The 12,296-nt window shown below is 69.1% G+C and carries 12 protein-coding genes; 7 read left to right on the forward strand and 5 right to left on the reverse strand.

What is annotated here, in order from left to right; all coding sequences use genetic code 11:
• The first annotated feature begins 231 nt into the window (after nucleotides 1-231).
• Complete coding sequence (locus V8Z80_RS19805) at nucleotides 232-2,043, forward strand: ABC transporter ATP-binding protein (RefSeq protein ID WP_336063211.1); 1,812 nt, start codon at nucleotides 232-234, stop codon at nucleotides 2,041-2,043.
• Here the strand turns inward: V8Z80_RS19805 and V8Z80_RS19810 are convergent, their stop codons facing one another.
• Nucleotides 2,044-2,367, reverse strand: coding sequence for a hypothetical protein (locus V8Z80_RS19810; RefSeq protein ID WP_155196625.1), 324 nt, complete (start codon nucleotides 2,365-2,367; stop codon nucleotides 2,044-2,046).
• Nucleotides 2,368-2,668: 301 nt separating this feature from the next.
• Here V8Z80_RS19810 and V8Z80_RS19815 point away from each other — a divergent pair, with 301 nt between their 5' ends.
• Nucleotides 2,669-3,574 carry a LysR family transcriptional regulator gene (locus tag V8Z80_RS19815; RefSeq protein ID WP_336063212.1) on the forward strand — a complete coding sequence of 302 codons (906 nt, stop codon included), beginning with the start codon at nucleotides 2,669-2,671 and terminating at the stop codon, nucleotides 3,572-3,574.
• 7 nt (nucleotides 3,575-3,581) lie between these two features.
• On the opposite strand, the gene V8Z80_RS19820 is transcribed toward V8Z80_RS19815, so the two are convergent.
• The 4 genes from V8Z80_RS19820 to hutG all read right to left on the reverse strand — a co-directional run bounded on the left by V8Z80_RS19820 (nucleotide 3,582) and on the right by hutG (nucleotide 7,279).
• Entirely contained in the window at nucleotides 3,582-4,478 is an 897-nt protein-coding gene (locus V8Z80_RS19820; RefSeq protein WP_336063213.1) for an amidohydrolase family protein, read from the reverse strand.
• 12 nt (nucleotides 4,479-4,490) lie between these two features.
• Nucleotides 4,491-5,483 (reverse strand): tripartite tricarboxylate transporter substrate binding protein, encoded by a 993-nt coding sequence (locus V8Z80_RS19825; RefSeq protein ID WP_336063214.1) that lies wholly within the window; start codon nucleotides 5,481-5,483, stop codon nucleotides 4,491-4,493.
• Between the two features lie 27 nt (nucleotides 5,484-5,510).
• Complete coding sequence (locus V8Z80_RS19830; RefSeq protein ID WP_155196617.1) at nucleotides 5,511-6,296, reverse strand: class II aldolase/adducin family protein; 786 nt, start codon at nucleotides 6,294-6,296, stop codon at nucleotides 5,511-5,513.
• Between the two features lie 155 nt (nucleotides 6,297-6,451).
• Nucleotides 6,452-7,279, reverse strand: coding sequence for an N-formylglutamate deformylase (gene hutG / locus V8Z80_RS19835; protein ID WP_336063215.1), 828 nt, complete (start codon nucleotides 7,277-7,279; stop codon nucleotides 6,452-6,454).
• A gap of 209 nt (nucleotides 7,280-7,488) precedes the next feature.
• On the opposite strand from hutG, the gene V8Z80_RS19840 reads away from it, so the two are divergent.
• From V8Z80_RS19840 to cydB, 5 genes are read left to right on the forward strand one after another with little or no spacing between them, the layout of a single operon-like run.
• Nucleotides 7,489-8,664, forward strand: coding sequence for a hypothetical protein (locus tag V8Z80_RS19840; protein ID WP_336063226.1), 1,176 nt, complete (start codon nucleotides 7,489-7,491; stop codon nucleotides 8,662-8,664).
• A 1-nt stretch (nucleotide 8,665) separates the two neighbouring features.
• Nucleotides 8,666-9,391 carry a ferritin-like domain-containing protein gene (locus V8Z80_RS19845; protein ID WP_155196614.1) on the forward strand — a complete coding sequence of 242 codons (726 nt, stop codon included), beginning with the start codon at nucleotides 8,666-8,668 and terminating at the stop codon, nucleotides 9,389-9,391.
• A gap of 21 nt (nucleotides 9,392-9,412) precedes the next feature.
• Nucleotides 9,413-9,709, forward strand: a complete 297-nt coding sequence (locus tag V8Z80_RS19850; protein WP_336063216.1) for a hypothetical protein — start codon at nucleotides 9,413-9,415, stop codon at nucleotides 9,707-9,709.
• A gap of 30 nt (nucleotides 9,710-9,739) precedes the next feature.
• Nucleotides 9,740-11,155: a cytochrome ubiquinol oxidase subunit I gene (locus V8Z80_RS19855; protein WP_336063217.1), complete on the forward strand. Its 1,416-nt coding sequence runs from the start codon at nucleotides 9,740-9,742 to the stop codon at nucleotides 11,153-11,155.
• Nucleotides 11,145-12,149, forward strand: coding sequence for a cytochrome d ubiquinol oxidase subunit II (gene cydB / locus V8Z80_RS19860; RefSeq protein WP_336063218.1), 1,005 nt, complete (start codon nucleotides 11,145-11,147; stop codon nucleotides 12,147-12,149). The genes V8Z80_RS19855 and cydB overlap by 11 nt, the downstream gene beginning before the upstream one ends.
• Nucleotides 12,150-12,296 lie beyond the last annotated feature (147 nt).

A 12,296-nucleotide genomic window follows, 5' to 3' on the forward strand; every position in this document is an offset into this window, starting at 1 on the left:
GCGGCACGGTTCGCCGCCTCCGGCCCGGCCGAGCCGCGGTCCTGAGCGATCTAGGCTAGTCCCATGCTTGATGCGCCGCAATATTCTCTGTGCTGCCAGGGGTGACCAGCAGTTACGGCGCCACACGTTTTTTGCGTGTTCACGCTTGCGGCCGGGGCGGGCGCTCTGGTTCCATGTAGCCACTTGCCCAGGCTTGGCGCCTGGGCCCCGCAACGCCGAGCCGCCAAACCCATGCCGCAGGACAACCTCTCGCGCTACGCCCAGCATCCCTTGCGCTTTCTGGGCAGCTACATCGCCCGGCGGCCGCTCGCGCACGCGGTGATCCTGCTGGCCGTCATCGCGGCGGTGGCCTGCTCGGTTGGCACCCAGTACGGCGTGAAGGTGCTGGTCGATGCGCTGTCGGTCCGGGGCCCGGTGCGCCTGGCGCCCTGGCACGCCTTCGGCCTGGTCGTGGCCCTGGTCGCGGCGGACAACCTGCTGTGGCGCGTGGCCAGTTGGACAGCCAGTTACACATTCGTCTATGTCACCGGCGACCTGCGCGCGGACCTGTTCCGTCACCTTACCGGCCACGCGCCCAGCTACTTCGCCGAACGCCAGGCGGGCGTGCTGACCAGCCGCGTGACAGCGACGTCCAACGCAGTCTTCCAGATCGAGAACATGTTCGTCTGGAACGTCTTTCCGCCCTGCGCGGCAACGGTGTTTTCCATCGCCCTGCTCGCCTCGGTGAACCTGGCCATGGCCGGTGCGCTGGTGCTCATCGCCGCCATCGTGATCGTGGTGATGTTCCGCATCGCCGCCGCCGGCAGGCCGCTGCACCATGCCTTCGCCGACAAGGCGGCCACCGTCGACGGCGAGATGATCGACGTGGTCGGGAACATGGCGCTGGTCAAGACGTTCGGCGGGCTGCGGCGCGAGCACCGGCGCTTCGACGCCACGGTGGGCGAGGAAATGCAGGCGCGCAAGCGCAGCCTGCTCTACCTGGAAAAGCTGCGGCTGCTGCACGCGGTAACGGTGGTGGTCATGACCATGGCCTTGCTGGCCTGGGCGATCGTGCTGTGGCGCGACGGCCGCATCAGTCCCGGCGACGTGGTGATGGTGTGCACGCTGGGCATCGCGGTGCTCAGCGCCACGCGCGACCTGGCCGTGGCGCTGGTTGACGTCACGCAGCACCTGGCCCGCTTTTCCGAGGCCGTGGGCACCTTGCTGACCCCGCACGAGCGGCACGAACATCCCCAGGCCCGCGACCTGCGGCCGGCCGGGCTGCGCATCACCTACGAGGACGTATGGTTTGCCTACCCCCGTGCCGAACCGGTCTTTCGCGGCTTGAGCGTGCAGATCCCGGCCGGCCAGCGCGTGGGGCTGGTGGGCCAATCCGGCAGCGGCAAGAGCACCTTCGCCGCGCTGCTGCAACGGTTCTACGCCGTCCAGCGCGGACGCATCCTGCTCGACGGCCAGCCCCTCTCGCACATCACCGAGGACAGCCTGCGCCAGGCCATAGGGGTGGTGCCCCAGGATACCGCCCTGCTCAACCGCAGCCTGCTGGAGAACATCCGCTACGGCAATCCCGACGCCCCGCTCGAAGCGGTCCGCCAGGCCGCCGCGCAGGCGGGCTGCCTGGACTTCATCGAGGCGCTGCCGCAGGGCCTGCAGACGCGGGTGGGCGACCGCGGCATGAAGCTCTCTGGCGGCCAGCGCCAGCGCATCGCCATCGCCCGCGCCTTCCTGAAGAACGCCCCGCTGCTCATCCTGGACGAGGCGACCTCGGCGCTGGACAGCGATACCGAGGAGTCGATCCGCCAGGCGCTGGACCGGCTCATGGCCGGCCGCACGGTGATCGCCATCGCCCACCGGCTGTCGACGCTGCGCAACTTCGACCGCATCCTGGTCTTCGCGCACGGGCGCATCGTCGAGGACGGCACGCCGGACGCGCTGCTCGCGCGCCGCGGCGCCTACTACGAACTGGTGCAGCGCGAACTGGAGCGGCTGGCGCACGGCGCGGGCGCGGCGCCGGCCAGCGGACGCGCCCTGGACGCGGCCCGCTAGCTAGGGCTGCGCCACCTTCACGCCCTGAACCCGCAGCGTCATTCGCGGCAAGGCCTCGACCCCGCCGTGCCCTAGAAATACATCGCCCTGGACTTGCCCGGCGATCTCCAACCGGCAGACCGTGCCCTGGCCGAACCAGGCCGGCGCGGCCTCGCCTTCGGCGCAACGGCCGGTCAGCGCCAGATGCGCGACGGCGCGCGCCGCGTCGTAGCCGTACCGGCCCGAGTACGCGCAGACGCCGTCGCCCCCGTTGACGCGGCCGTCCTCCAGCACCAACAGGTTTTTACGATGGCGCGATGCCGGGTCCGCGTCCGTCTCGAACACGAAAGACCACACCGCATCGAGCCCGGCCCCCCCGGCACCCGCGCTCACATAGCCCCCGATCGATAGATATCTTTATTCGCATGCGGGCCAGCCCCGCACGAAAGGCCGGTAGCTTAGGGCTTAATTGTCAATCGGAGATATCAAGGAAGTAAGCGATGTAACAGAAATGACGGCCCCGCCGGGGACGGGCCGGCGGCGCGGCGCCGGGTGCGGCAACGAAGGCAGCGCAGGACGCATCGGCCATTGGCGCTACACTGGCGGCCGGAGCCCCATGCCCGCCTTCTGGCGCGGGCCCAGAACAATGAAAATCGACCTGCATGCCCTGCAGATGCTGGTGGCCGCGGTGGAGGAGCGCAGCCTGGCCAAGGCCGGCGCACGGGAAAACCTCGTCACCTCCGCGGTCAGCAAGCGCATCGCCGAACTCGAACGCAACGTCGGCACCGCCCTGCTGGTGCGCAACAACCGCGGGGTCGAGCCCACGCCGGCCGGCGCCGCGCTCTATCACCGCGCCAAGGCCATCCTCAAGAACGTGCGGGGCCTGCAAGACCTGTGCGAGGAATTCGCCCCAGACGGCATTCCCAAGGTCAGGCTGGCGGCCAACCGGTCGGCCATCGTGCAGTTCCTGCCGGGCGACATCAAGGGCTTCCAAGGGCTGCATCCGCGCTCGCGGCTGGACCTGGTCGAGGCCTATAGCGGCGACATCCCTCGCATGGTGTCCGACGAAGAGGTGGACCTGGGCATCTACCATGCGGCCGGGCCGGCGCCCGGCGTCACGTCCATGCCCTATCGCAACGACCGCAGCGTGCTGGTCGTGCCGCTGGACCATCCGCTGGCGCAGGCTCGGGCGGTGCACCTTGACGAAGCGCGCGGCTACGACTTCCTGGGCTATTTTCCGCGCCACTCCTTCGAGGCCTTCCTGGAACTGGCCGGCGCCACGCTAAGCGGTCCCATCAACGTCAAGATCCAGGTGGCCAACTACGAGGCGCGCTGCCGCATGGTGCGCGAAGGACTGGGCATCGCCATCCTGCCCGAGCGGATCGCCGACACTTACCTGGGCCAGCTCGGCCTGGCCAAGGTGGCCCTGCGCGATGTCTGGGCGCAGCGGCAGTTCTACGTGTGCGTGCGCGACCGGCCGCGGATGCGGGCGGTCGCCGGACAGTTGTTCGACTACCTGGCGCGCCGGGGCCCACACGGCACCCCGGCGTAGGCCTGCGTCAGGCCGCCGGAAAACCGTACAGCCGGGCGGGATTGCCCACCAGCACCTGGCGGCGCAGCACAGGGTCGGGCATCCACTGCGCCAGCAGGTTCAGCAACACGCCATCGTCGGGCACCTGGTCCGGCTCGTAGTAGTTGATGTGCGGCCAGTCGCTGCCCCACACCACGCGCTGCGCGTTGGCCGCCAGCAGCGCCTGCGCGAAGGGGGCGATATCCTCATAGGGTGCGCCTGCGGCCGTATTGCGGTCCGCGCCGGAGATCTTGGTCCAGGCGCGGCCTTCGGCCAGCAGCCGGCACAGGAAGGCAAAGCCCGGATCGTCCACGCCGCGCGCGCTGTTCATGCGGCCCATGTGGTCGACCACCAGGTCCACGCCCGAGCGCGTCAGCGTGGGCGCCAGTTCGGGCAGGTCGGGCGCGTGCACCCAGATCTGCGCGTGCATGCCGCGCGCCTTCAGGCGGGGAGCCAGGGCCTCGAAGTCTTCCAGGCCCACGCCATTGCGATACACGTTGCGGCCTTCGTGGCGGTACAGGTTGAAGCGCGCCCCGCGCACCCCCTGGGCGGCCAGCGCATCGAGCTCGGCCTCGGCCACGCCGGCACGCAGCACGGCCACCGCGCGCAGCCGCTGCGGATAGGCCTGCAAGGCGGCCAGCACGTTGCTGTTGTCGTCGCCCTGCGCGCTGGCCGTCACCAGCACGCCGCGCGCCAGGCCGAAGCGGTCCAGGTGCGCGATGAAGCGCTGCGCGTCGTTCTCCGGCGGCGTATAGCTGCGGTCCGCCTGCAAGGCAAACCGTTCGTAGGGACCGAACACGTGCGCATGGCTGTCGCAGGCGCCGGGCGGCAAGGCATGGTCCAGCGGCTGGGCTTGCTCGCGGGGCGGCAGACAGGAACGGGTCATGATGGCCTCCGCTCAACGGGGATCGAACACGCCGGCATCGAGCAGCGGCCGCAGCTTGGCCTGTTCCCGCTCGAACAGCTGGCCGGCCTGCTCGATGGTGGCGGGCACCACTTGCGCGCCGGTGGACTCGAGCTGGCGCCGCACCTCGGGATCGGCCACGGCCTTGGCCAGCGCCTCGTTCAGGGCCTGGCGCACCGCCAGTGGCGTGCCCTTGGGCGTCATCAGCGCGGAATAGGTCACCATCTCGAAACCGGGCTTGCCCAGTTCGGCCACGGTGGGCACGTCCGGCAGCGCGGGCACGCGCTCGGCCGAGGTCACCGCCAGGGCCTTGAGCCCGCCGCTCTTGATCTGCGGCAGCGAACTGTTGAGCTGGTCGATCATCGCATCGACCTGGTTGCCCAGCAGGTCGGCCAGCGCCGGGGCCGAGCCGCGATAGGGAATGGCATTGAAGCTCACGTCGAAATCGCGTTCGATCAGCAGCGCGGCGATGTGGTTGGTCGTGCCGTTGCCCGAGTGGCTCAGCGCCACCGCGCCGGGATCTTTCCTGGCGTTCTCGATGAAGCCCTTGAAGTCGGCGATCCCTTGGGAGTTCTTGGCGTTGACCTCCAGCACCGAGGGCACCACGGCCAGCATGCCCACGGGCTCGAAATCGTCCAGCTTGACCTGGGTGCCGGGCATCAGCACCGGGTTGACCACCAGCGGCACGATGGTGGTCGAAAGCACGGTATAGCCGTCGGGCGCCGAGCGCGCCACCGTGCCCGCGCCGATCGATCCCCCCGCCCCGCCCAGGTTCTCGACCACCATCGACTGCTTGAGGTGGCGGGCCATCGCGGCGGTGATGGTGCGCGTGGTGATGTCCAGGTTGCCCCCGGGCGGATAGGGCACGACGACGCGAACCGGCCGTTCGGGATAATTCTGCTGCGCGGCGGCCGGCGCGGCCAGTAGCGCGGTCTGCGCGGACAATACGAAACCCAGCGCCAGGGCGGCGCGGTAATGGAACTTCATTGCAGTCTCCGTTCTTGGGGAATCTTTCTAGGTGCGGTAGGACGGGTCCAGCCTGTCCATCAGGCGCAGCAGCGCCGGCCATTCCATCTGGCCGTAGGGACGGCGCGTGCCCGGCTGGTATTGCTGGTAGGTGGCCTCCCGCACCGCCGGCGGCACTTCCGACAGCGGCGTATTGCAGGCCATGGCGGCCAGCTGCGCGCGGCAGGAAACCTCCAGACGGTGCATCCAGTTGAAGGCCTCGCCGATCGTGCGCCCCACCGTCAGCAGGCCGTGATTGCGCAGGATCAAGGCCTCGTTCTGGCCCAGGTCGCGGCACAGCGATTCCTTCTCGCGCATGTCCAGCACCACGCCTTCGTAGTCGTGATAGCCGATCTTCAGAAAGCGCATGGCAGTCTGCGTCATGGGCAGCAGGCCGCAGGCCAGCGAGGACACCGCCATGCCGGCCCAGGTGTGGGTGTGGATCACGCAATCGACCTCGGGCCGCACCTCGTGGATGGCGCTGTGGATCACGAAGCCGGCCTTGTTCACGCCGTAGTTCAGGTGCGGTCCGAAATCCGGGCGGCTCAGGATGTTGCCGTGATGGTCGATCTTGAGCAGGCTGGAGGCCGTGATTTCCTCGTACAGCATGCCGTAGGCATTGATCAGGAACGCCTCGGGCTCGCCCGGCACGCGCAGCGAGATGTGGTTGGCGATCATGTCCGACATGCCGTAGTGCGCGATAAGGCGGTAACAGGCCGCCAGGTCGACGCGCGCCTCCCATTCCTGCTCGGAACACTGGTCGCGCATGGAGGAAATCGCAAGCTCGTGTTTCATCCTTACTTCTCCTTGGAAGCGCCGGCGGGATTCCTCATGAAGGTGCGGCGCAAGGCAAGGATGGTACGGGCAGGCACCGGCTCCAGGCTTTCCGTTTGGGAAAGGCGGCGTTTCCTGCGCAACGGCGGGCCTCAAGGCCAGGCCAGGGGCTAGTCCTAGCGCAGCGTCAACGCCTGCTCCAGCGCCGTCTCGACCATGCGCCGCAGCACCGGCTGCACGCGGTCCGCGCGCTCGGGCAGGTAGTCGAACGGCAGGGCCTCCTGCATGTAGCTGGACTGCGTCATCTCCAGCTGGATCGCATGGATGCCCTGCCCCGGCTGGCCGTAATGGCGCGTAATGTAGCCGCCGGTGAAGCGGCCGTTGAGCACGCTGGTATAGCCTTGCGGCCCGCCCTGCTGCGCCGCTGCGTAGACGGCCTGGGCCAGCGCCGGCGCGCAGCTGCTGCCCTGGCCCGTGCCCAGGTTCAGGTCGGGCAGCGTGCCGTGGAAAAAGCGCGGCAGCACCGAGCGGATCGAATGCGCATCCCACAGCAGCGCCACGCCGTGCTCGGTGCGCAGCCGCTCGAGCGTTTCGCGCAGTTGCGCGTGATAGGGCTGCCAGACGGCCTGGCGCCGTGCTGCGATCTCGTCCTCGTCGGGCGCCAGCGCCGGCTCGCGGTACAGCGGGGTGTCGTCGAAGGTATCGACCGGGCACAGCCCGGTGACGCTCTGGCCCGGATACAGGCTGCTGCCGTCGGGCGGACGGTTCAGGTCGACCACGTAGCGCGAATGCGTGGCCACCAGCACCGAGGCGCCCAGCTCGCGCACAAACGCGTACAGCCGTTCCAGGTGCCAGTCGGTATCGGGCACCTGGCGGGCCTGGCCGGTCAGGCGCTCGGCCACCGAGGGCGGCACGTAGGTCCCCACATGCGGCATGGACACCAGCAGCGGGGCCGTGCCGGCGATGAAGCGGAAAGCGGGTCGGTCGGTTTCGAATGCGGGCATAGGGGTACTCCTGTAGCGATGCGCGATGAAGGGCGATGATACGCGCGGCGCCGCGGCCGCGCCCGCCGGTCGGTAAGAGATCCCTACGCTTGCAATTCCTGCCTTGGTGCACGGCGCGCGCGCCCTGCCTCCTCCTCCTGCGGCAGGGCTGGCACGCCGCTTGCTGCGCTGATCGCGTACAGGCCGCTCGAGGAGAAATCGCCATGTCCGTGTTGAACAACCTTTGGGACCACCGCGGCGTGCCGCTGGAAAAACAGCGCTTCACGTGGCGCGACATGGTGGGCAAGCCCATCAGCAAGCTGGATGACGACGCCTTTACCCGGGTGCGGGTCATACTCATGAACGGCATCGAGCTGGACGCGCTGCGGCTCAAGCACATCGCGGCGCGGCTCAACGGGCCGCTGCGCGTGCCGCTGGCGCAATTGCGGCGGGTCGAGCAGCACCAGGCCACCCTGGTCAACTGGCTGCTGTCGGCCGACCACTCGCCCATCGAGACCACCATCGCCTACGAGCAGGTCGCCATCGAGGTCACCGCGTCGGTGGCGCAGCACGAGCCCGACCCCTACCAGGCGCAGACCTACCGCTACGGCCTGCTGGAGGACTTCGACCACCTTTACCGCTACAGCGCGCTGCTGGACAGGCTCGAAGGCAAGGACGCCAACAACATCCTGCAGGGCTACACGGACATCGTGCCGGGCCGGCCCACCGTCGACGAGCACCGCGCGCCCGAGGACGACGTGCGCAATCCCTACGACCGCCACAGCGCCGCGCTCATCACCAAGATCCACGCCACGCTGATCACCGCCGCCGAATACCAGACCCACGACTACTACATGAACATCGGGCCGCTGTTCGCCGACCCGGTGGCGCGCCAGCTCTATGCCGAGATCGCCTCGGTCGAGGAGCAGCACGTCACCCAATACGGCTCGCTGCAGGATCCGGCCGAGGGCCTGCTGGAGAAGCTGCTCATCCACGAGGCCACGGAAATCTACGGCTACTACAGCTGTGCGCAGCAGGAATCCAACCCCCGGATCAAGGCGATCTGGGAGCGCTTCCTGGACTACGAGTTCGGCCACCTGACGGCCATCCGCGAGCTGTACAAGACCCACGAGCGGCGCGATCCGGACGAGATACTGGCCGGGGTCATCCCGGCCCCGATCGACTTCGGGCCGCACCGGGAGTTCGTGCGCAGCGTGCTGGACGAAGAGGTATCGCTGCGCTGCGACGGCCCGGCCTACGTGCCGCAGGACCAGGAGAGCCAGGCGTCCGTCCAGGCGCGCGCCATCCTGAACGCCGAAGGCTCGCCCAGCACCCTGGTGTCGGCCGGCTACCAGTGGCGTCCCGGCACCGAATTGACCCACAGCAACCGCCTCTCGGGAGAGTGACATGGAAAACCGAACCAAGCTGGGCATGAACCGCACCGGCATGCAGATGGCGCCCTTCGAAGGGCCGCAACAGGTCGAGCACGCCCAGGATGCGCCCGCCGAGCCCATGCTCGGGCGGCAGACGCTCGCGCAGGAGCGCGGCCGCTACATCCAGGAGGCGGACCGGCTGGGCTCGGTGCCGCTGCCGGGCACCGTCAAGGGCGTCATGCAGGCCACGCTGGGCAAGCTGCAGGGCAAGGCCCCCGAGGTGCTGTTCGACAAGCTGGGCCAGCGGCTGGCCTTCGAGCGCACCGGCACGCGCCTGTACGAAGCCGCGGCGGCCAAGGCCGATGCGGCCGAGCCGCCGGTCGAGCCGCAGCTGTGCGCCGACCTGTGGCGCATCTGCGAGCAGGAAAAGGAGCACTTCCTGCTGCTGAAGGCGGCCATGGAATCGCTGGGCGGGGATCCCACGGCGCAAACGCCCTGTGCGGCCTCCAGCGCGGTGGCCTCGATGGGCCTGCTGCAGGTGGTCACCGACCCGCGCACCACCGTCAACCAGTGCCTGGAGGCCTTGCTGACCGCCGAGCTGACCGACGAGGCGGGATGGGCGCTGCTGGCGCAGGTCGCCAGGCACGCGGGCCACGGCGATCTGGCCGATTCGTTCGAGAAACCGATGGCGCAGGAAGAAGAGCACATGCAGACCATCGAGCGCTGGCTGACCCAGCGGGTGCTGGCCGAAACGTCCTAGCCAGCGCGGGAGGAACAGGCCTTGAGCTACGACCCGCATGCCCGTATCGAGGGCCAGGCGCTGCGCTTTTCCATGCACGGGCCGGACCAGGCCGCCTTGCAGGTGGACGTGCACGCCGCCGCGCTGCAGCAGTATTTCGGCGCGGGCGGCGAGCCGTCCAGCTGGCTGCAGGCATACCGCGCCAACTTCCGCGTCATCCACGCCCTGGCCCAGCTCAAGTCGCAGGTGCAGGCCGGCCCGCTGGTGCTGGCGCCCGAGGACTTCGGCGAAGAAACCCTGCGGCGGCTGCGGGCGCAGAACGACGCGCGCTCGCCCTAGCGGCGGGCCGCCGCAACGGACGCCCCCGCCATGTTCCTGGGAATGACCGCCGAACTGCTCGCGCGCATCCAGTTCGCCTTTACCGTCTCGTTCCATTTCATCTTCCCGGCGCTGTCCATCGGCACCGCCAGCTTCCTGATGGTGCTCAACGGCCTGTGGCTGACCAAGCGCGATCCGGTCTACCTGCAGCTGTTCGAGTACTGGAAAACCATCTTTGCCGTGACCTTCGGCATGGGCGTGGTCTCGGGCATCGTCATGAGCTACCAGTTCGGCACCAACTGGTCGGTGTTCTCCGAGCGCGCCGGGGCGGTGATCGGCCCCTTGATGGGCTACGAGGTCTTGACCGCCTTCTTCCTGGAGGCCGGCTTCCTGGGCATCGCCCTGTTCGGCCGCAAGAAGGTGGGCGATGCCCTGCACATGGTGGCGGTGGTCATGGTGGCGCTGGGCACGCTGATCTCGGCCACCTGGATCACCTCGGCCAACAGCTGGATGCACACGCCGGCCGGCTACACGCTGGACGCCAATGGCGTCTTCGTGCCCCAGGACTGGTGGGCCATCGTCCTGAACCCCTCGTTTCCCTATCGCCTGACGCACGTGGTGCTGGGCGCCTTCCTGACCACGGCCTTCGCCGTGGGCGCGGTCGGCGCCTGGCATTTGCTGCGCGATGGCGGCAGCCGGCCGGCGCGCATCATGTTCTCGATGGCCATGTGGATGGCGCTGCTGGTCACGCCCGTGCAGATCGTGGTGGGCGACCTGCACGGATTGAACACCCTGGCGCACCAGCCTGCCAAGATCGCCGCCATCGAAGGCCACTACGAGACGCGCCGCGGCGCGCCGCTGATCCTGTTCGGCATACCCGACGACCAGGCCGAGACCATGCGCCATGCGGTGCAAGTGCCCAAGCTGGGCTCGCTCATCCTGACCCACAGCCTGGACGGCGAGATCAAGGGCCTGAAGGAATGGCCGCGCGAGGACCGGCCGCCCACCGCCATCCCGTTCTTCGCCTTTCGCGTGATGGTGGGCATCGGGCTGCTCATGCTGGCCCTGGGATTGTGGTCGGGCCTGGCGCGCCTGCGCGGCACGCTGTATCGCAGCCGGGCCCTGCACCGGGCCGCGGTGGCGATGGGACCGTCCGGATTGATCGCGGTGCTGGCCGGCTGGTACACCACCGAGGTCGGCCGCCAGCCCTGGACGGTCTACGGCGTGCTGCGCACGGCCGACAGCCTCTCGCCGGTGGCCGCGCCCGCGGTGGGCGCCTCCTTGATCACCTTCGTCATCGTGTACTTCCTCGTATTCGGAACCGGCACCTGGTATCTGCTGCGCCTGATGCGGCGCCCGCCCACCCCGCAGGAAGACCACGAACTGGACAAGGGGCCGGTCCGCGCGGCGGGCATCACCCCGGGGCCGGCCCAGCAATCCCACGAAGGAGACCGCCATGGCGCTTGACCTGGCCACGGCCTGGGCCGCCATCATCGCCTTCGCGGTGCTGGCCTACGTGGTGCTGGACGGCTTCGACCTGGGCGTGGGCATCCTGTTTCCCTTCTTTCCCGAACGGCGCGACCGCGACGTGATGACCCACTCCATCGCGCCGGTCTGGGACGGCAACGAAACCTGGCTGGTGCTGGGCGGCGGCGGCCTGATGGCGGTGTTCCCGCTGGCCTACGCGACCGTGCTGCCGGCGCTGTACATGCCGCTGATCCTGATGCTGCTGGGGCTGGTCTTTCGCGGCGTGGCCTTCGAGTTCCGCTGGCGCACCCGCCCGCAATCGCGTCTGTGGGACAACGGCTTCTGGCTGGGCTCGTCGATCGCCGCGGCCATGCAGGGCATCGCGCTGGGCGCGCTGGTGCAGGGCATCCGCATCGAGAACCGCGCCTACGCGGGAGGCTGGTGGGACTGGCTCACGCCCTTCTCGGTGCTGACCGGCGCGGCCCTGGTGGTCGGCTATGGCCTGCTGGGCGCGACCTGGCTGCACATGAAGACCACCGGCGCGCTGCAGGCGCGCGCACGGCGCCTGGCCGGCTACCTGGCCGCCGGCCTGCTGGCGCTGATCGCCGCCGTATCGCTGTGGACGCCCTTCGTCAGCCGCGACTATTTCGAGCGCTGGTTCGGCTGGCCCACCGCCTTTTTCTCGGCGCTGGTGCCGCTGCTGCTGGCCGGCTGCGCCGCGGCCTTGTGGCACGGCCTGCGCCGCCAGCGCCAGGCGCTGCCTTTCCTGGCCGCGCTGGGCCTGTTCGTGCTGTGCTACGCGGGGCTGGGCATCAGCTTCTACCCCTACCTGGTGCCCGGGGCCCTGACCATCCATGATGCGGCCGCGCCCGACAGCAGCCTGGTGTTCCTGCTGTGGGGCGCGCTGATCCTGCTGCCCATGATCCTGGCCTATACCGGCTACGCCTACTGGGTGTTCCGGGGCAAGGTCGATCCCGAAGAGGGCTACCACTGATGGCGCGCCGCCGGCTGCGGCAGGCCTTGTGGTTCGCCGGGCTATGGCTGGCCGGCGTGCTGGCGGTGGGCGCCGTGGGGCTGGCGATACGGGCGTTTCTGGCCCCTTAGCGGCAAGCGGCCCCGGACACCGCGTCCCGGGGCCGCC

Source organism: Orrella sp. JC864, from assembly GCF_037026685.1.
GTDB lineage: Bacteria > Pseudomonadota > Gammaproteobacteria > Burkholderiales > Burkholderiaceae_B > Orrella.